13 protein-coding genes and 1 tRNA gene are annotated in these 18,627 nt (G+C 55.5%); 10 read left to right on the top strand and 4 right to left on the bottom strand.

Translation table 11 applies throughout. From position 1 onward, the window contains the following. Window positions 1–16 precede the first annotated feature (16 nt). Window positions 17–565, bottom strand: a complete 549-nt coding sequence (locus HYD27_RS17515; protein ID WP_219217266.1) for a tetratricopeptide repeat protein — start codon at window positions 563–565, stop codon at window positions 17–19. Window positions 566–1,561: 996 nt separating this feature from the next. Between HYD27_RS17515 and HYD27_RS17510 the strand changes: the two genes are divergently transcribed. Beyond that, a complete protein-coding gene (locus HYD27_RS17510) occupies window positions 1,562–5,095 on the top strand; it encodes an AAA family ATPase (protein WP_219217264.1) in 3,534 nt (1,177 codons plus the stop codon). A 282-nt stretch (window positions 5,096–5,377) separates the two neighbouring features. Here HYD27_RS17510 and HYD27_RS17505 read toward each other — a convergent pair whose 3' ends face one another. Beyond that, a complete protein-coding gene (locus HYD27_RS17505) occupies window positions 5,378–6,499 on the bottom strand; it encodes a YkvI family membrane protein (RefSeq protein WP_219217262.1) in 1,122 nt (373 codons plus the stop codon). 183 nt (window positions 6,500–6,682) lie between these two features. On the opposite strand from HYD27_RS17505, the gene HYD27_RS17500 reads away from it, so the two are divergent. The 3 genes from HYD27_RS17500 to HYD27_RS17490 all read left to right on the top strand — a co-directional run bounded on the left by HYD27_RS17500 (window position 6,683) and on the right by HYD27_RS17490 (window position 8,012). Next, entirely contained in the window at window positions 6,683–7,255 is a 573-nt protein-coding gene (locus tag HYD27_RS17500) for a xanthine phosphoribosyltransferase (RefSeq protein ID WP_219217260.1), read from the top strand. 104 nt (window positions 7,256–7,359) lie between these two features. Beyond that, a complete protein-coding gene (locus HYD27_RS17495; RefSeq protein WP_219217258.1) occupies window positions 7,360–7,677 on the top strand; it encodes a hypothetical protein in 318 nt (105 codons plus the stop codon). Window positions 7,678–7,793: 116 nt separating this feature from the next. Then, window positions 7,794–8,012 carry a hypothetical protein gene (locus tag HYD27_RS17490; protein WP_219217256.1) on the top strand — a complete coding sequence of 73 codons (219 nt, stop codon included), beginning with the start codon at window positions 7,794–7,796 and terminating at the stop codon, window positions 8,010–8,012. 71 nt (window positions 8,013–8,083) lie between these two features. Here the strand turns inward: HYD27_RS17490 and HYD27_RS17485 are convergent, their stop codons facing one another. Beyond that, complete coding sequence (locus HYD27_RS17485; protein ID WP_219217254.1) at window positions 8,084–8,542, bottom strand: YhjD family protein; 459 nt, start codon at window positions 8,540–8,542, stop codon at window positions 8,084–8,086. A gap of 178 nt (window positions 8,543–8,720) precedes the next feature. Here HYD27_RS17485 and HYD27_RS17480 point away from each other — a divergent pair. The 3 genes from HYD27_RS17480 (at window position 8,721) to HYD27_RS17470 (ending at window position 12,306) form a co-directional block, all read left to right on the top strand. Then, a tRNA-Leu gene (locus tag HYD27_RS17480) sits at window positions 8,721–8,804 on the top strand. Between the two features lie 1,508 nt (window positions 8,805–10,312). After that, window positions 10,313–10,609 carry a hypothetical protein gene (locus HYD27_RS17475; protein ID WP_219217252.1) on the top strand — a complete coding sequence of 99 codons (297 nt, stop codon included), beginning with the start codon at window positions 10,313–10,315 and terminating at the stop codon, window positions 10,607–10,609. Window positions 10,610–10,938: 329 nt separating this feature from the next. Beyond that, window positions 10,939–12,306 (top strand): alpha-L-fucosidase, encoded by a 1,368-nt coding sequence (locus tag HYD27_RS17470; RefSeq protein ID WP_219217251.1) that lies wholly within the window; start codon window positions 10,939–10,941, stop codon window positions 12,304–12,306. A 119-nt stretch (window positions 12,307–12,425) separates the two neighbouring features. On the opposite strand, the gene HYD27_RS17465 is transcribed toward HYD27_RS17470, so the two are convergent. After that, window positions 12,426–13,475: a LacI family DNA-binding transcriptional regulator gene (locus HYD27_RS17465; RefSeq protein ID WP_219217249.1), complete on the bottom strand. Its 1,050-nt coding sequence runs from the start codon at window positions 13,473–13,475 to the stop codon at window positions 12,426–12,428. Window positions 13,476–13,806: 331 nt separating this feature from the next. On the opposite strand from HYD27_RS17465, the gene HYD27_RS17460 reads away from it, so the two are divergent. Genes HYD27_RS17460 through HYD27_RS17450 form a run of 3 tightly spaced genes read left to right on the top strand, consistent with a single transcriptional unit; the run spans window position 13,807 to window position 18,592 of the window. Then, the gene (locus HYD27_RS17460; RefSeq protein ID WP_219217247.1) at window positions 13,807–14,268 is read left to right on the top strand and encodes a RidA family protein; all 462 of its coding nucleotides are present in this window, start codon (window positions 13,807–13,809) and stop codon (window positions 14,266–14,268) included. Between the two features lies 1 nt (window position 14,269). Then, window positions 14,270–15,457 carry a M20 family metallopeptidase gene (locus tag HYD27_RS17455; protein ID WP_220101661.1) on the top strand — a complete coding sequence of 396 codons (1,188 nt, stop codon included), beginning with the start codon at window positions 14,270–14,272 and terminating at the stop codon, window positions 15,455–15,457. A gap of 30 nt (window positions 15,458–15,487) precedes the next feature. After that, window positions 15,488–18,592, top strand: coding sequence for a glycoside hydrolase 5 family protein (locus tag HYD27_RS17450; RefSeq protein ID WP_219217246.1), 3,105 nt, complete (start codon window positions 15,488–15,490; stop codon window positions 18,590–18,592). The last annotated feature ends 35 nt before the right edge of the window (window positions 18,593–18,627 follow it).

Genomic DNA, 18,627 nt, shown 5'->3' with positions numbered 1-18,627 from the left:
TCCCTTTCAGGGGACGCTACCATAGCTTGCCTCTTGGCAGCATAGGAGAGGAATTTTTGAGCGCTGTAGCTGCTAACTGCCAACAACGGTAGTTATTTCCGGGCAAACCGCTCAGGCGGGCTTCAACAACGGCATAATTGCCGTTATTTCGGAGCAAATCATCCAGGCGGGCTTCAACAACGGCATAATTGCCGTTATTTCCGGGCAAATCGTCCAGGCGGGCTTCAACAACGGCATAATTGCCGTTATTTCGGAGCAAATCATCCAGGCGGGCTTCAACAACGGCATTACTGCCGTTATTTCGGAGCAAATCATCCAGGCGGGCTTCAACAACGGCATAATTGCCGTTATTTCCGGGCAAATCGCCCAGGCGGGCTTCAACAACGGCATAATTGCCGTTATTTCGGAGCAAATCGCCCAGGCGGGCTCCAACAACGGCATTACTGCCGTTATTTCGGAGCAAATCATCCAGGCGGGCTTCAACAACGGCATAATTGCCGTTATTTCGGAGCAAATCGCCCAGGCGGGCTTCAACAACGGCATAATTGCCGTTATTTCGGAGCAAATCGTCCAGGCGGGTTTCAACAACGGCATAATTGCCGTTATTTCCTGACTATATCATTTGAACTTGAAAAAATTAAGAACGGGCCGATTAAGGTACGTGGACATTCGAAGCTCATTCAAGGTTACTTCTTAGGACCCCAAGATAGCCTATATTGTGTTAATTAAATACATTGAAATAGGCGGCTATGGACTGAGATTGTCCTTTTTTGACAGAATCGATGCGTATCAAACTTATCTAGTTTCCAGTAACAAGTTTAGTCGCTGCAGGGTCGTTCATCAAAATGTCATACGCAAGTAGTAACCATACGGTTCGGGTGGAAACCGACATTAGACATCCATGCGGCTCTATCGCGGCGCTTCAGACGATGAATTTTCGGGGGAAGGCCCTCCGTTTGGCTTCGCGAAATTCGAGGCTTTCATAATAATGCTCTTATTCCGGACAATGTTATTTCAAGATAGAATCTTGCAAAACCGGTGTTTTTGACACCAACGTTCAACATATGTTGCACAAAGTGCAGCAGAATGCGAATCGTTGCCGGATATGGAGAAATCTTTCCTGCAAATTCATTTCACTGCTTATATTTGCATCCTCCAGGGTGCCGCTCGGCGGCATGGATGTCTATTGCACAAAGTCCGGTTATACCCCCGAATTCTCGTTGGTGATCCGAATGACAGGCTCAAGATTTAAGTTTCAACTCATATAGTACAGCTTCCCGTAAATTCTTCCCTCATTGTTCCAAAAACGGCATTACTGCTGTTATTTCGGGCCAAGCACCTGACTTATTTTAGCCCTTTGGTAACATGGGGGAGGAACTTTTGAGACACTGAACCGGGAGGACCGGAGAAGTCGGATGAGCATGGGTCAGGGTAGGACGGGCGGGCCGAGGGACGCAAGCTTGTCCGGGAGAAATGGGAGGAATGCTGGTGAATATTGAGCAGGATAAGCCGAGCGGAGTGCGGGGCAGGAACCTGATCAGAAAAAGGGAGAGGATGCCGGGTGAACATTGAGGAGCTGCAGATTGGCGGTTACGGCCGTTTGCATAACCGGGAACTGAAGCTGAACAATGGTGTCAGCTTGCTGTATGGCCGCAATGAAGCGGGCAAAAGCACGACCTTGCAGTTCATCCGCGCCATGCTCTTCGGAATTCCCGGCAGAGCCAACCTTCCAGAGCGCTATGAGCCTTCGCAGGGAGGACAGCATGGAGGCGTGCTGGCTGCGCGTGACAGGGACGGTGTACTGTGGAGAATCCGCAGGTATACGGCTGGCGGGGAGGCCCAGGGCCGAAGCGAGAAGCTGCAGATCACCGTCAGCCATTTAGACGGGAGAACCGAAGAACTCAGCCAGGCTGAAATGGAGCGGCGTCTGCTGGGAGGCATCTCCCGCAGTATGTTCCGCCAATTGTTTGCCGTCTCGCTCGATGAGCTGCAGGAGCTTGGCGGACTGCAGTCCGAGGAAATGAGCAGCTATCTGTTCCATGCGGGCATGGGGGGCGGCGGTGAAATTATGCGGGCGGAGCGGCGGCTGCAGCAGGACGCCGATAAGCTGTACAAGCCGCGCGGCAAGGTGCAGGAGGCGGCCAAAATTCTGCAGGCGATAGAGAAGCTGGAGAGAGAGGCGGCCGAAAGCCGTTCCTATCTGCCGCGCTACAACCAGAATTCGGCGGCCTTGGAGGCTGCGGAGCGGCAGCTGGCACAGCTGGAGGAGCGCCGTCAGACCGCTGCCGAGAGATTGGTCCTATTGCGCAAAGCCCAGGAGATCCGCGGGCTGTGGCTGAAATGGTGCGAAGCCCGGCTGGAGCTGGAGGAGCTTCCGGCTATCGCTTCTTTTCCCGAGGACGGCGCCGCCCGCTGGCAGTCGCTGGTGGCAGAGCTGCAGAATGCCGAAGAAACGGTATTCCGGTTGAAGAGGCAGTATAAGGAGCTGGCAGACGGACTGGAAAAGAATCCGCCGGACCTGCGGCTTCAGGCACAGGGAACGCGTATTGAAGCCCTGGACCGCAGGAGCAGCAGCTATGAAGACAAGAAAGCGGAACACGGACGGCTTGAAGCCGAGCTTGAAGCGCTTCATGGGCATCTGGAACGCGTTCTGCGGGGAATTGGCGCGGGCTGGGGCACGGCAGAGCTGGCCGGCTTCTCGGGCACGGCGGCGGACCGGGAAGCCGCACGGCGGTTTGCGGCAGGCTTCAGCGCGTATGACCGCCGCATGGAGGCCGGGGAAGCGGAGCGGCAGACGCTGCGTTCCCGCCTGGCCGCTGCCGCCGCCGCGCTGCAGGCGGCAGACCGGGCCCTGGCGCGCGAGCACGCCGCCGGTGCCGCCGACTTCGCGGGCATTGCCAAGCGCAGCCCGCGTGAACTGCTGCAGCTCTGGGACGAGCTGCAGCTGGCTGCCGAGCGCTGGCGCGAAGCGCAGCTCGGCGAAGGGCCGCTGCGCGGCCGCGGGGGCACACGCAGCGGCGCAGAAGGGCGCCGGGCGCAGCGCTACCGGCGCCTCCTGCTGGCGGGCGCAGCGCTTACGCTGCTGCTGCCGCCAGCGCTGTGGCTGACCGGCGCACCGCCGGTCAGCGCCTGGGCCGCGCTCGGCCTGCTGGCCGCAGCGGACCTGGCCCTGTGGGCCGCCCTGCGTGCGGAGCGCAGGGCGGACGTTACCCCGCCGGGGCACGGCGGGGAGGCCCGCGCGGCCGCAGCGGAGATGCTGCGGCTGCGCGGGCTGCTGCTCTCCGGCGCGGAGCCGGAGAGCGGGCCAAGCCGGCCGGGACGGCGGCCGGCGGAAGGCTCCAGCCCTGACGCCGGCGGGCTGGAGGCCGGGATGAAGGAGCTCCGCAGGGTCATGGAAGCCTGGAACGCCTGGCGGCAGCGCGTCGAACGGCTGGCCGCCGAGCGTGAGGCCTGCCGGGCTCAGGCAGCCTCGCTTTCAGGACAAGAGCGGGTACTTGCCGCGGAATTGGAGCGCGCCGGGGCGGATTTCACAGAGGTGGCCGGACGGTACGAGGAATGGCTGCATGAACGCAAGCTGCCGGCAGGCCTGTCTCCGGAGGGATTGCCGGACATCTTCGCGATGGTGGAGCAGGGCAATGAGCTGCTGCGCCAGGAGCGCAGGCTGGCAGCGCGGCTCGGAACGTTGGAGGCAGAGTGCACTGCCTTTGAGCAGGAATTGCTCACGCTAATGAAAGAAGCTGCCGCAGAAAGGGACGAGCCTGCCATATCGAGCCTGGCTGCTGCAATTGAACCGGGCATGGATACTCTGGCCATAATCGAACCCTCCAATCATACAAATCGTTCTGAGCCGGACTCGGAAGAATTGGCCGGCGCAAGCCCTTTGGAAATATCCCGTTTAGCTTCTGCTGGTCTGACCGAGCCAACGGATCCAACCGGTTCAACTGAAAGCTTTGTTGAGCCTGTTCCATCCCCGGACACCGCTGCTGCTTCAAACCGGAAAGATATGTTTCTTGAGGCTTCAAGCGGGCTGGCAGAGTATTCTGAAGCTGCACCCGGCAGCTCTGTCGGGTCGCTCCCTCCGCTTCAGCAACAGTTGGAGGCTGGAGGCTTATCCCTTCTAAGCTGGCTTGAGCTGAGAAAACGGGAATGGGATCTCTTGCAGGCTCAGCTGCTGCGCCGGGAAGGGATGAAGTCCCGGCTGCTGGAGCTGCAGGAAGAGCTGGCGGCGGGGGGAAGGGAGCTGGAGGAGCTGTTACGGCGTTCGGGTGAGCTTCTGCAGGAAGGCGGGGCCGCTGACGGCGAGGATTTTCTGCGGCGCTCATCGGCTGTGCAGCGGCGCGCCGGGCTTACGAAATTGATCCGTCAATGGGAGCTCGCCATGTTCGGCGGCTGGGAGAACCAATCAACCGCCAAGCTGCTGACGCTGCTGGAGCATCATGATGCTTATGCTCTGGAGCAGGAGCGGAGTGCCGCTGAAGAGGCGGCGGTAAGTATTGAGGAAGAGCGCAATGCAATGCTGCAGCACCGCGGCAAATTGCTGCAGGAGCGGGAATACCTGAGGGAACGCGGTATGGAGGATTCGGCTCTCCAGCAGCTGGAGGAGCACAGGGCGGCACTGCGAAGCATTGCAGGCCAATATGCGGTTACCGCGCTTGCTGCCGAGCTTATGGGCAGAACTCGCCGTATCTATGAGCAAGAGAAGCAGCCGCAGGTGCTGCTGCTGGCTTCCGATTATTTTGCGAAACTGACGGAGGGGGAATACCGGCGGGTAGTGATGACGCTGGGCAACAAGGAACTGAAAGCAGAGCATAAAAACCTTGGACTGCTGGACAGCGGCCTGCTCAGCCGGGGAACGGCGGAGCAGCTGTACCTGGCAATCCGGCTGGCGCTTGCCGAGACGATGGCATTGCAGGCAAATCTTCCGCTGCTGTTCGACGACCTGTTCGTGAATTTCGATGAACGCCGGCTGCATGCGGCACTTGCCCTGCTTAAGGAGCTGTCTGCCACCCGGCAGATTATCATGATGACTTGCCATAGGCATGTTGCCGAAGCCGCCGCCCGCATCATTCCGGCGGCATCAGTCATTTCTGTCTAGGGCACAGCAGCGGGGAATAAGCGCCTAACTGCAGAATTAGAAGCTAGAAATAAGAAAAAATCCCGACCGGGGCGGCGTTAGGCCAGTTCAAAGGCAGAAATGCCTTTTGAAATGCCGCCGCCTGCCGGAATCGGCCGAATCAAAGGCGGGAAATTGCCGTTATTGACCGTAACCGGCATTACCCGTAACAATAACAGGCGAGCGTGCATTGTTCGGCCTGATCATAGCCTGCCTGCTGCTTCTCGGCCCGTTGTGCATACCGGCTTCCACCAGCGGCAGAGGCTATTTCCGTGTTATCCGGATCGCGGGCTTCACGGCAACGATAGTGATTCCTTTATCATCCTTTCCCGGAGGATCACCTTTGCGCGGAGGCGGTGACATCGGGGCGCGGAGCAGCATCACGACCCACACAAGCGATACAGCCCCGAAGATGGGATAGAAAATGGACAGCAGGGAGCTGAATCCAAACTGGCTGAACAGATAGCAGACAAGCATCAGCAGCGGAGTCACAAGGGCGGGAGCGATGGGCAGGCGCTGCTTGAGCTGTTCGCCGACACCATAGATATCTGCCACAAAGGTGCTGAAAATTTCCATGAAAATCAGCAGCAGATAAATGCTCTGCACCACGGGGCCGAGGCGGACGGCGATGCTGCCCATCGGGATCTCGAACTGGAGGATGCCCGGCATTTGCGAGCTCATGGCGAAATGTGCTGCCATGAGCATGAAGCCGATGCCTATTCCCCCGAGAATGCCGCCGTTCAACAGAGCCTTCTCATCATCAGTGTGGCGGGCCAGCGGCACCAGTACGGCTTGGGCCATTCCGAGGTTGAAGGCGGTATAGAGCAGGGGCGACATCCAGGCGCCAAAGACGCCGTGGTCTGTCGGCAGGAAAAGAAAACGTTCTACACCCGGCACTCCCAGGGTATTAAAAATGATAATTAGCGACAGAGTAAGCATTAAGGGCACTACCAGGCTGTTGATTTGCAGGATGCCGGAAATGCCGCGCTTCAGGAGAAAGTAGGACCCGAATATTGTCAGCAGCAATCCTGCCTGATAAGGCAGCCCGAGATGCTCCTGAAAAATAGCCCCGGCTCCGGCCAGCATAATGCTGTTGACCCCAATCAGAATGATCATCGTGAACAGGCTGATGCTTCCTCCGGCACGTTCGCCAAAAAGATGGCGGTTGAAATCCTCGTAAGAGTCAGCTCCAATGCGCCGGGCGATGACCATCATTTTGGTGCCTAGCCAGATGAACAAGGCGGTGGAGAGCAGGATGGTCAGCACCGCCCAGTGGCCATATCGTGTAAAGAAACGCAGGATCTCCTGACCGGTGGCAAAACCGGCGCCTACAATGGTGCCAATATAAGTGAAAGCGATTTGCAGTGTACGGACCCGGGAATTCATGGCTCCCCTCCTTCTTAAAATGCTGCGAAGATAAAAATGGCTGTGCCCAAAGGATAGCCTTGTGCAGTCCATATAGTACAGGTTATGATGATGAGCAGAAGGACATGACTTCCGCCTAAAGCTTGTATGGGGTTATTACAGTGGAATGTCTGGAATTATAAAGGGTAATGGAGGCTCATAGTCATGGAATTATTGAAACAACGGATTTTGCAGGAAGGGGTTGTCCTTTCCGATCAGGTGCTGAAGCTCGATGCATTGCTCAACCACCAGGTTGATCCTATGCTGACGATGGAAATGGGACGGGAGTTTGCCGGGAGATTTGCTGATGCTGGAGTTACACGTGTGGTTACCGTGGAATCCTCGGGTATTGCCGTGGCATTTGCCACCGCTTACGAAATGAAGGTGCCGCTGGTTTTTGCCCGCCGCAAAAAAACATTGCTTGCAGACCCCGATGCGCTTTGTGAAAGGGTTCCTTCGTTCACCAAAGGCATTGTTACGGACATTATGCTCTCCCGCCAATTTATCTCTCCGGAGGATAAGGTGCTGTTTATTGACGATATTATCGCCAATGGGGATGCTGCACGCGGCCTCATCAAAATCATCCAGCGCTCCGGCGCGGAGCTGGTCGGACTCGGTGTGGTGGTGGAGAAGAGCTTTCAGGCAGGAGCAAGAACCATCAGAGAACAGGGCATTCGTCTGGAGTCGCTTGTCCGGATTATGTCTCTTAGCGAAGGAACAATTGTCTTCGACGAATAAACAGTGACAATTATAGGAACTCAGCCTATTTTTGAAACAACTGCTTTTCACTCTATAAGTTTTCCTTTATAATAAAAATTAGACATGAGAGAGGAGGCGTCACAATGGGGAAAGAACCGGTGACAGAGCAATTTTTTATTGATAAACTAACCGAGGCCAAGGATCACTTCGAGCGTGCGCTGGATTGCAAACATACGGAATTCGACGATCTGTATCCCTATATGATCGAACATCCTCAATTTTTTTGGTACAAACGTTACGTCGCTTGGTCTGAACTTCTGACTATCACAAGTTTGTGTGAAGAGTTGTCCTTCAGCTGGAGACAGAAATTCACGGATCATCAGGTGGAATACTTGGAACAACGTGTGATGTCCGCTAAAGTTCTTGACTTCTGGTTTGAGAAGAATGAAGCGCTGATATAGAACTTCATAAGATATAAGGTTTGATCTGCAAGCAGCTAGACCCTAATGATTACTCATTTGGGTCTTTTTCACGAGTGGAAAAGGCGATCTTTGTGTTGGAAGGAGACTTGTGCCTGATGATCAGTGATGAGCAGTTGGACGCTTACCGGCTTTCCGGTGAGAAGATACGCGTTGTGCGCGACGGTTTGGAGAGTAATGATGTAAAAGGAATTGTGCTGGCCTGGGACGAGTCCCAGGTGATGATACGCCGCCCCAATAAGCGGGTAGTGAAGCTTGACCGCAGTTACAGTTACCAGCCGTTCGCCGCACCCAGACAAGAGCCGGAGAATTTATAAAATAAGCAAAAGCCTCAACAACAGCCCCGTCCGGTTATGGACGGGGCTGTGTTGAGGCCGGCAGGGCAACCTTAAATGGATAAAGCCATCTGCTCTACGGTAGCTTCTTCCCGGGGGAGCACATTAAGCTCGGGAGTCAGACCCAGGTAGGCACGCATCCGCAGCAGCATTTCACTGCGGAAGCCGGGCCAGGGGATATTCATCTCGCCGACATATCCCCGGCAGGAATATTGGGCCTCTACACCACGCTGGTCCTGGCGGATGGTGGTGATCTTCAGATTATGCGAGGTGAGCTCACGGGTGACCTCCTGAAGCATAAGGGAAGTTTTCTTCGTTGCCCCGGATACCAGCTCCATATACAGCTGCGGGGTCTTGAATAATCCGCTCTTGCCAATGACCCGGCAATCGCGTTCAAATACTTTATGAATAAATGTAAGCAGCAAATAGCTTCTGACAAGGGACTCTTCGTCTTTGGTTATATCTTCTGGGATTATTGGTGTGTTTAGTGGATTTCTCTTGGTAGTCGCCATATAAATCACCTCATTTATAGTATGCGAACCTTTGTTCTTATTATACCCTGTATCCGCAAATAAAAGCAATATTTATACAAAAATTTATGTATAAAAAATATTGCGGGAGATTATTGACTCGATAATCTCTACATGGTATGATCAATTTCGTGGCCGCGAAAGCGAGTCATTGAAATATGCGGTCATGGCGGAATTGGCAGACGCGCTGGCTTCAGGTGCCAGTGATAGCAATATCGTGGAGGTTCGAGTCCTCTTGACCGCACTATATCTTATAAGACCAAACTCTTCTTCGGAAGAGTTTTTTTTTTGAAAGATAAGAATTTACCCTGAATTTCGAAAGAGAATTGAACCCATCCAGATCGGACAAGGGATAAACCCTCTTTTTCCTTCACCCATTGGGTGCAAGCTGCTTTTAGCAAGACATCCCTTCGTGTAGAGCTTTTTAGATGATTTGTGGATACTTACTTTCGAAATTCAGGATTATATGTTTCACGCTATAAATCAGCCTTATCTTTCTCGCTGAAACGGATATACGTAGGCTTCTGGAGTGGACGCTCCGCGAACGGAGCATTGTCTTGGGTCGCTGTGCTCTCCAGATTTATTTCATTCCCCTTAGGAGCTGCGAGGAAATGAGTATCCGCTTTTGTTGACAAAAGCTCCACGGTTTTGGGAGTTTTGTCAACAATGCAGCGGTACTTTATTTCGTCGCAGTCTCTTAGCGGTGAAAATCCGGAGACCCGGGCTGCCGCTGTTCCGCGGGTCCGTCCGCTCCGCTGGTTAAGCGGAGGCGGTTCTGTAATCTTTAAAAAACACAATAAAGAAACTTAATGTATATGAAATGAACCGGCTTATATGAATTGAACCGGCGAACCTGAAAACGCTGACGGAACGCAAGGAGGTTCATAGGGAACGAAAGCGAAGTGTAAAAAGTAACACTAATGGGCTGGAATTTTGGATTCAACGGGCTTTAGTGGGATTTTGTACACTTAAATGGAGGCCCGCTCCCCCATACGGCTGATTTCAGCCGGATTAGTTGTACTTTTTCCCATTAGGGATAATCCAGTATCCGAATGCGCGACCTTAGTTGTACTTTTTACCACTAAGATGGCTGCCCTTTGTATGAATGGTTCAAGTTCCATCTTAATGTAGGCGCATTCCTCTGCAAAGAGAGAAACGGATCGATTAGGAATCCATTTTCCCGCTGACGCAAGCGAAAAAGGGAATGTGGGGATTAAGTTTACTTTTTTCACTTGGGTTTAGCCGCCGGGTCTGAGCAGGAAGGCCTGGAGGATCGGGGAGGAAGAGCTTCAGCCGGCCAGGGGAACCGGAGAGCCAGGGAACCGCAGCCAGCCTTACACCTGAAATGCAAACAGCTGCGCTGCCCGGTCAAGGACGGCGTAGCCGTTCCACTTGTCTAGATGACTTTGCTTTCACGCTCATAAACAGAGTAATGCTGCTTCTTATAAAACGTTGATTAGACTATAACCTGTGTCCAGTGCAGGTATATACGCGAATAGAAGACGGCATTTATTTTTTGCCAAACCTAAATATACTTTGAAAAGTAAACCTAAAATCGGTGATGGTTAATTTGAATTTTATCTTGTATAGTACAGATATTTTCAATATGAATCTTAACGAGAAATTCAAAGCGGTTATCCAGGAATCTGTAAATGAATTAGTTTCAGAAAAGGGCCTTTTGCGGATAATCACAGAAGGTCCGCCGCCGCCCAGTTATTGTGCAATTTGGCCGTAAACGGTCCCGAGGGCCGGATGCTGAATGATTTTGCCGCGATTATGGGGGTCACGAAAGACAAGCGTTTTGTTACCGCCAGACACAGCCTGCAATCGCTGTGGAAAATCGGGCTGGCCGGAGAACGGCAGAAGCAAATGCTGTTAAGCGGGCTGGCGCTGCGGTTTGAACAGGCTGAAACGGAAAAGAACGGCAGCTTGATCCGGTTTGATATCATTGAAAGTCTGTGCAAACTGTATGACCGGGACGGAAATGAAGCTGTTAAGCAGGCGGCGCTCGCCTGGATCGAAACGGAAGCCGACCCGAAATACCGTTAAAAGTATGCGGGCGCATGGAAGAAATAGAGGCACCTCCCGCATAACGGCACCTTCCGCAAATGCGGGAGGTGTTTTTTTGCAAAGATAAGAATTTATATGTTTCACGCTATACATTAGCCTTATCTTTTTCGCTGAAACAGATACCGTTCTTATAAGGACGGCGAAGCCGTTTCCACCTGGTGCGCTTCACAGCTGCTTATGATGGGCATCGGGCAGCTTCAATAATAGGCACTATTAAAAAGTATAATATTTGCCCCGGGGCGGCGGTGCTACAATGGGTCTCGTAAAATCACAAGAACTAAAAAACATAATGCGGAAGGAAGCTGAAAATGACAACGCCACCCTTCACCGTTCGGGATGACTGGAAATGGTTCACCGACAGCCGTTACGGCCTGTTTATCCATTGGGGCCCTTATGCGCAGTATGGACGCGGCGAGCAGATTTTGTTTCGTGAGCACCTGGACCAGCAAGAATACGCAGAGCAGGCCATCGCCTGGAATCCCCGGCATTTTAATCCCGGGCTGTGGGCGGAAACGGCCGGAAAGGCAGGGTTCAAATATGCCTGCTTTACGACAAGACATCATGACGGTTATTGCATGTGGGACAGCGCATATACCGATTATTCCAGCGCGAGGCAAGCTCCGCAAAGGGATTTTGTCCGCGAATATGTGGAGGCATTTCGTAAAGCCGGACTGAAGATAGGTCTTTACTATTCCTGGATTGACTGGCGTCTTCCTGCTTATTTCGACGGCCCTGCCAGGGACCCGGAGGGCTGGGAGAAGGTCCGCACTTATCTTCACAATCAGGTGAAGGAGCTGCTGACCAATTACGGGCAGATTGACCATTTCTTCTTCGACGGGGTATGGCCGAGAAATGCCGATGATCTGCAGAGCGTTGAACTGCTGGAGGAGATGCGCAGGCTGCAGCCGGGCATTCTGATTAACAACCGGCTGGGCTACTCCAGCACCCATGACGGCTATCGGGCCGATGGCGGCATCGGTGCGGGCAATTCCGACACGCTGGGTGATTTCGGAACCCCCGAGCATCTGATTGTAGCCGATCGGAAGCGGCTTTGGGAATCCTGCCAAGTCACGACCTGGCGACTTTGGAGCCATGTCATCGGAGAAAGGTGGCGTCCGGCGGATTATTTGCTTGATATGCTTTGCGAATGCGCAGAGAAGGGCGGTGCGCATGGCGGAAACCTGCTGTTGAATGTCGGCCCTACGGCGGATGGACAACTGCCTCCGGAGTTTGTGGAGCGCGCTCTGGAAATCGGCAGGTGGCTGGAGGTTCACGGCGAGGCGATTTATGGCTCCGACGGCGGTTCCCTTACCGAATTCATTACAAGAGGCAGGCAGACCACCAGGGAAAACTTCCTTTATCTGATTATCCGTTTCTGGGATGGGCGTCCCGTCATGAGAATGGCCGATTTGACCAGCAAGGTGAAATCAGCAGCTCTGCTGACGACAGGGCAGTCTCTGGATTTTGAACAAAACGGAGATGAGCTGATCATCAAGGGACTGCCTGCGGAAGCGCCGACGCGCTTGTTTCCCGTCATCCGGGTGGAATGCGAAGGCAAACCGGAAACCAATTCATGGGGGCGCGAACGTCTGTGGGAGGGCGACCCGGCCCGTGTAGCGGAATGGGCGCGAGGCCAGCGGGGCACATCGGTATTCGCGGACGGCAAGGAACGCTGACGGCTCCGGATAAGGAATATAGGCCGCAGCAAGCCAAACAGTCCGGACCCTGCGGCCCGGATTGTTTGGCTTTTGCTTATTGAGACCGGCGCTTCAGCGCCCGCATTGTAACCAGCAGGTCAAGTCGAGCCGCGCGTAATCAGGCTTGTGGCCAGCATAATCCTTTCCATAGGAGTGCCGGGGCGCTCCAGGCGCCGCTGCAGCGCTTCGATAGCCCGCTGGCCCATCTCTTCCTTGGAGAGATGGATGGTGGTCAATTCAGGAGAGGACTGTGTGGCTGCATAGACGTTGTCGATGCCGGCGACCCGGCAATCTTCGGGCACCTTCAGCCCGCTCTCCTTGAGCCTGTTCATCCATTGGATGGCAATGTCGTCATTGGCCCCGATCCAGCCGTCCGGCTGCCGGGAGGGGGGCAATTGCTCCAATTGCTCCATCCAGCCTGGAAGCTTATCGCTCCAGTTCTTCTGCTCGTAGGGGATGCCCCAATCAAGCAGGGGGATTTCCATTGAGGCGTAATTTTCGAGCGCCAGCCTGATGCCGGCTTTGCGCTCTGCAAAGCTTGGCGTCACGCCCAGGTCGCCTATATATCCGATTCTGCGGCAGCCGAGAGAGAGTAAATGACGGGCGATTGCTGCGCCGGCTTCGATATTATCGTTGGTAACTTTGTCGCATCGCAGCAGCGGATCATGGTGATCGACAAGCACGAGCGGTTTGCCCGTGCTCTCCAGGATGCGCAGAGTCGGGTAAGTGAATGAGCCCATAACGGCAATCCCTGCGCAGCTGCGCCAGTCGAGATGAGGGGCGACAGCTTTCTCCGGGGGCGTTCCATCCGGAACATCGGCCAGAGAGGGAGATATAATCACATGATGCCAGCCCCGCTCACTGGAGGCGGAGACCATGCCGCCAAGCACGCGTTCCCAGTAATGGCGCTCGCCGCGGTTCAGCTGATTTACGCAAATCAGCACGAACAACGAGGAGGAGTCTTCGGGAAAAGCCTGCGGAACCGCCGCGGAAGCGGAATGCTGATAGCCCAGCGTGCGTGCCAACTCCACCACCCGGGCGCGCGTTGCTTCACTCACTCCGGATTTGCCGCTCAGGGCTCTGGAAACGGCATATTTGGATAGACCAAGCTGGTCGGCCAGGGTCTGGGTAGAAATTTTACGGGTCATCGAATAACACTCCTGTCATAGATATCCAAACGGAGGCGTTGTTAGCTTCCATGAAACTAACGTTAGTGAAAATGACTGCCCCAAGCAGCAATAGAGAGCAATATCAAGCAATAGCAGCAGTACAATCCTTGCTATGTAGCTGGCAGCGTTATTTGGGAATTGACGGGACGACGGGAAGAAAGTAAACTGATTTCAATAACGGTATTGTATCATAACCTAACGAAAATAACAAAATTAATTATGGAGTGTCGAAGCGTCGGTAATCGGAGCATTAAAGGATCGGGAACTGGAGTTCTGCGAATATGCAAGGCGGAGAAAGGACGGATCAGCAATGGGACAAGTGGAGGCAAGGCTGGAGAAGCTGGGAATTAAGCTGGGAGAGGTTCCGGCAGCGGTGGCCAATTACGTTCCGGCGAAGCAGGTCGGCAAGGTGGTGTATACGTCCGGCAACGATTGCCGTATTGACGGTGTGCTGATGTATACCGGCAAGATCGGCAGTGATCTGACCGTGGAGCAGGGCTATGAAGCGGCGAGACAAGTCGCCGTCAACCTTCTGGCTGTGCTGAAGCAGCATCTCGGCGAGTTGGACCGGATTAAGCAGGTGGTCAAAATGCTGGCCTTTGTGAATTCGGCTGACGGCTTTGTGGAGCAGCCTTATGTAATCAACGGAGCCTCTGACCTGCTGGTAAGCGCGCTGGGCGATAAGGGCAAGCATGCCCGCTCCGCCATTTCAGCCAATGAGCTGCCTTTTAACACTCCTGTCGAGATTGAACTCATAGTTGAGGTGGAGTAGGATGGAGCGCGCAGGGACGGCAGGAGCTGAAGTGGAGGGCGGCCGGGTCATCGAAATCTTGCAGGAGCTGGTGCGCATTCCCAGCATTAATCCGGGATTTCCCGGCGGCATGGGCGAACAGGCAGTAGGGGAGTATGTGAAGCGTTTTTTCAGGCGTCTGGACCTTCCCTGTGAAGTGCAGCCTGTCGAAGGGAGCCGCAGCAATGTTATCGGCACTCTGCCCGGAGCCTCCCCCCGAACGCTCCTGCTGGAAGCGCATATGGATACGGTGCAGGTGCAGGGAATGGGCATCGCGCCCTACGGTGCCGAGCTTAAGGAAGGAAAAGTGTACGGGCGGGGAGCCTGCGATACGAAAGCTTCGCTTGCGGCCATGCTGGCCGCTGTGGAGGCTTTGGCGCTTGGCGGTGTGAGGCCTCCGCTGAATGTGCAGCTGGCCGCTGTTGTGGATGAGGAAATCACGTACCGCGGTGTATCCGCACTGGCTGCGGCCTTGAAGGACAAGGCCGGGAGTTATGCCGGGGCCATTGTCGGCGAGCCTACCGGGCTGGAGCTGATTGCCGCGCATAAGGGCTGCTGCCGTTTCTATGTTGACGTTCAAGGCATATCCGTGCACAGCTCGAATCCGGATCTCGGCATCAATGCCATTGACAAAATGGTCGATGTGCTGGGCTATCTGCGGGAATACGGGCGCACTGTGTATCCTCCGCTGGCGCACCCGCTGACGGGGCCGCCAACCCATTGCGTCAGCCTGATTGAGGGAGGCGTTGCGCCAAATACGGTTCCCGGATTTTGCCGGATCACCGTTGACCGCAGAACGGTCCCCGGAGAGGAGCCGCTGGAGGTGCACCGGGCGATGAAGAAGCGGCTTGAAGAGCTGCAGCTTAAGGACCCCCGGCTGAAGCTTGCCGTCAGCGCACCGTTTATTATTGATTATGCGCTGGATACGGCGGTTGAAGCGGAGGTTGTCCGGCATTTGCAGTCTTCCGCACAGCGGCTGAACGGACAGGCCCGGGTACTGGGAGCGGCCTATTGCAGCGATGCCAGCAAGCTGGCCAGAGTCGGCATTCCTGCGGTCGTGTTCGGGCCGGGAGACATCGGGCAGGCGCATACTGCGGATGAATGGGTCGAAGCCGGGGAAGTCATACGGGCGGCGGACATTATTTTAGATACAATACTGAGCTATTCATAACATAGGACTTCACAGAAAACGGAGGCAATCATGAACATTCTTGTATTTTATGACCAAACATTTCCTTATGCCGGCAGCAGGCCTGCAGATCAGGAGCTGGAAGCCTTGAGGGGCTGGGCTGAACTGGCTGATGCATCAAATTTGGCGGCGAGATTGCAGGATGGCGGCTGGGATACGCTCGTTCATCTCCATGGACCCTATTTCCCCAAAGACGCCTGGAATGCCATTGTTGACCACCTGCGCAGCGGCGGAGGGCTGGTGCATGCAGGAGGAATTCCTTACCGTGAGCCGGTGACGCGCAAGGGCGGCGAGTGGAGCATTGAAAGGCAGCAGGTGGCTTACCATCAGCTCTTGAACATTCATGACGCGCTGGCGGTTGATCCGGCTCCGGTGCAATCGCTGCAGACTTCCGCCGAATTTCCGCTGCTCCTGGGAAAAGAGGAGCTGTTCGGCATCGCTCCGGCATGGGGCCTGACACTGCATCCGAGCAAGAAAAGCGATATCCCCGAGGAAATGGGTGCCTGCGGGCCGATGGATATGTTCATCTATCCGCTGCTTACCGGAGTGGACGGCCGGCAGCGTGAGCGTTCCGCACCTGTTGTTCTGCTGGAGCTGTACAAGGGAGAATACGCGGGCGGCCGCTGGGTTCTGATTAATCAGACGCTGGAAGAGGGGTTCTGGAACAAGGGCGGAGGCGCGCTGCTGCAAGAGCTGGCCCGCTTCACCTCCTATGGAGCGACAGAGCTGTGGCTGAAGAGCAGCTTCGCCGTGTACGAGCCGGGCGAGCAGCCGGCGCTTACGGTGCAGCTGCAATCGCTCTCCCGCACCTCGGCTCCGGCCGGCCGCTGGAGCTTCCGGCTTGAAGTGAGCCGGGACGGTGCAGCTGCGCCGCTCTGGTCCGGCAGCGCAGCGCTTGCAGCGGGGCCGGAGGCGCCCGATTTGCAGTTTGTGCGCATGCCTGTACCGCTGCAGGCGGAGCCGGGCTTGTACCGGGTTGTCTGCGAAGCCGTATCCGCTGCAGGCGAGACGAGAATATTGAGGCAGGCCTTCTGGGGCATGGACCGTTCCTTGCTGCAGAGCGGCGAGCCGCTGAAGACGGACCGCGATTACTTCCGCAGAGGCGGCAAGCCTGTGCCGATAGTCGGCATGACCTATATGACCTCGGATGTATCGCGCAAGTTCCTGCATCTTCCCAATGTGGAGCGCTGGGAACGCGATATGGCGGAGATGAAGCGCGCCGGGATCAATCTGATCCGCACCGGAATCTGGACCGGTTACCGGATGATCATGTTCGCCGACGGCCATGCCGCCGAAGATGTGATGAGGGCGGTGGATGCCTTCGTGCTTACCGCCAAGCGGCATGAGCTTGAGGTGGTTTTCACCTTCTTCTCCTTTGCCCCGGAAGCATGGGAGGGCGAAAATCCCTATCTGGACCCGCGGTCGGTGGAAGCGCAGAAACGGTTTGTCGCTTCTGTTGTTTCCCGCCAGAAAGGGACGACCAATGTCCATTGGGATCTGATCAACGAGCCGTCGCTGTTTCACCCGCGCAGAGTGTTCGAAGGTCCGGTGACAGCGGGGGATCAGTTCGAGCAGAAGGCTTGGAGCGAGTGGCTGCGCGAGCGGTTCGGCAATGACGTCAGCCGGCTGCAGGAGCGCTGGAACATGACGCCGGGACAGCTCCCCTCCTTCGGGGCGGCGCAGGCTCCCGACCCGGATGACAAGTATTTCCAAAGTGTCGTTCAACCGAAGAAATGGCTGCGCTGGCTGGATTACACCCTGTTCAGCATGGATGTCCATAACCGCTGGGCATCCCAGCTGATCGGAACCATCCGCCGCTCGGACCCGGCACAGCTGGCCACGGTGGGCCAGGACGAAGGCATAGCTTCGCAGCGCCCTTCGCCTTTCTTCTATGCCGAAGCCGTGGATTATACGACGGTCCACACCTGGTGGCAGCTGGATCATCTGGGCTGGGACGGGATTTTTACTAAATCTCCGGATAAGCCGAATCTGATTCAGGAAACGGGAATTATGCATGTCCAGCATCCCGACGGGATGGCCAAGCGAACGGAAGAGGAGCTGCGCAATATTCTGGAGCGCAAATATGCTTATTCCTTCTCTACAGGCGGCGCGGGTGCGGTACAGTGGATCTGGAACACGAATTATTTCATGAACAATGCCAACGAATCCAATATCGGGGCGCTGCGGGCGGACGGAACCCAGAAACCGGAAGCGGATGTCTCCTATGACTTCGGCAGCTTCATGGCTGAGATTGGCGGGTTGTTCGAGGAGCGCGAGCTGGAGGATATCGCCGTTGTTTATCCCTTCTCGAATGATTTCTCCAACCGCAAGCTGGCGTTTGAAGCGACGACGCGGGCTTTGCGTACGCTGACCTTCGGGATGAATGTACATCCGCGGGGCATAGGGGAATACCATCTGGAGGCGCTGGAGCGGCAGCCGGCCAAGCTGATTATTGTGCCAAGCGCACATAATTTTGCCGATGAGGCCTTTGAGCGGCTGGTCGGGCTGGCCCGCCGGGGCAGTACGGTGCTGTGGAACGGTCCCTTGCGTCTGGATGAGCATTGGGGTCCTGCACAGCACCGGCTGAGCGGAGAGCTTGGGCGTACAGAACCGGGCAATATTCTCCGTGAAGAGATGCTGAAGCTTGGCGGGAGCCTCTATCCGGCGGCGTTCGGGGAGCGGAAGATCAGCAGCTTGTCCATAGAACGGCTTGCAGGACAGGACGGTGAGCAGGAGCCTGTGGAGATTGCAATCGGTGCGGGCCGTTTCATCTATTGTCCGTTGCCGCTGGAACTGAATGAGCGCTGGGAGCCGATTCAGGCGATGTACCAATCAGCTATTGAGACGGCCGGAATCACGGCTCCGCTGGAATGGCTGCAAGGCGGGGAGCTGCCGGGCGTGTATGGGCGCAAGCTGGCATTCCGGGAGGGAAGTCTTTACATTTTTGTCTCCGAGTATGGCAGCAATGCCGAAATTTCCGTACGCGATGCCGCCAGCGGAGCAGCCTATGCCTTTGTTCTGGAGCGGGAGCGGACGGTTATGTTCGCGGCGGACCGGGAAGGGAACTTGCTGGCAGTGTACCGCCCGCAGCAGGTGCAGATTAACGTAACCAGGTAAAACCGTTAAATTACTTAATGAAGCGGAAAGGGTGA

Origin of the sequence: Paenibacillus sp. S150, from assembly GCF_019352175.1 — a bacterium.
Classification (GTDB): domain Bacteria; phylum Bacillota; class Bacilli; order Paenibacillales; family Paenibacillaceae; genus Paenibacillus_AQ.
This window is presented reverse-complemented; position numbering and strand designations above follow the sequence as displayed.

What these genes read in the sequence shown, in the direction of transcription:
- HYD27_RS17505 (WP_219217262.1), bottom strand. Translation starts at nt 6,499, where the DNA reads ATGAATTCCCGGGTCCGTACACTGCAAATCGCTTTCACTTATATTGGC.
- HYD27_RS17500 (WP_219217260.1), top strand. Translation starts at nt 6,683, where the DNA reads ATGGAATTATTGAAACAACGGATTTTGCAGGAAGGGGTTGTCCTTTCC.
- HYD27_RS17495 (WP_219217258.1), top strand. Translation starts at nt 7,360, where the DNA reads ATGGGGAAAGAACCGGTGACAGAGCAATTTTTTATTGATAAACTAACC.
- HYD27_RS17490 (WP_219217256.1), top strand. Translation starts at nt 7,794, where the DNA reads ATGATCAGTGATGAGCAGTTGGACGCTTACCGGCTTTCCGGTGAGAAG.
- HYD27_RS17485 (WP_219217254.1), bottom strand. Translation starts at nt 8,542, where the DNA reads ATGGCGACTACCAAGAGAAATCCACTAAACACACCAATAATCCCAGAA.
- HYD27_RS17475 (WP_219217252.1), top strand. Translation starts at nt 10,313, where the DNA reads ATGCTGAATGATTTTGCCGCGATTATGGGGGTCACGAAAGACAAGCGT.
- HYD27_RS17470 (WP_219217251.1), top strand. Translation starts at nt 10,939, where the DNA reads ATGACAACGCCACCCTTCACCGTTCGGGATGACTGGAAATGGTTCACC.
- HYD27_RS17465 (WP_219217249.1), bottom strand. Translation starts at nt 13,475, where the DNA reads ATGACCCGTAAAATTTCTACCCAGACCCTGGCCGACCAGCTTGGTCTA.
- HYD27_RS17460 (WP_219217247.1), top strand. Translation starts at nt 13,807, where the DNA reads ATGGGACAAGTGGAGGCAAGGCTGGAGAAGCTGGGAATTAAGCTGGGA.
- HYD27_RS17455 (WP_220101661.1), top strand. Translation starts at nt 14,270, where the DNA reads ATGGAGCGCGCAGGGACGGCAGGAGCTGAAGTGGAGGGCGGCCGGGTC.
- HYD27_RS17450 (WP_219217246.1), top strand. Translation starts at nt 15,488, where the DNA reads ATGAACATTCTTGTATTTTATGACCAAACATTTCCTTATGCCGGCAGC.